General features: G+C 45.1%; 1 protein-coding gene. It reads right to left on the minus strand.

Going from position 1 to position 255, the window contains the following annotated elements; genetic code table 11:
- On the minus strand, positions 1–185 hold a 185-nt coding region (locus tag QN347_RS20365; protein WP_323494484.1), incomplete at its 3' end, for a hypothetical protein.
- Positions 186–255: the final 70 nt, after the last annotated feature.

Raw genomic sequence — 255 nt, forward strand, 5'->3', positions numbered from 1 at the left:
ACCGTGCGCTCGGTCAGACGTTGGGACTCTTCGGTTAAGTTAACCGCCTGATGTGCAACTGCACGGCTTTGCTTGGTCAGTCGCTCCAGCGTCAATAACGCATGCACCGAGGTACCGCTAAGCAAGATTGCGATAAAAAGAAAACCAGCAAGTAGCAGTTGTAGGAAAGAAAGTTTAGCAAGCATATTAATCTACGATTTTCTGTACACTCTTTTTAACTAAATGGATCGTCAGTATATAGCAGGTTCGTTAGAC

This window comes from Sphingomonas sp. 10B4 (genome assembly GCF_035019905.1).
Lineage (GTDB): Bacteria > Pseudomonadota > Alphaproteobacteria > Sphingomonadales > Sphingomonadaceae > Sphingomonas > Sphingomonas glacialis.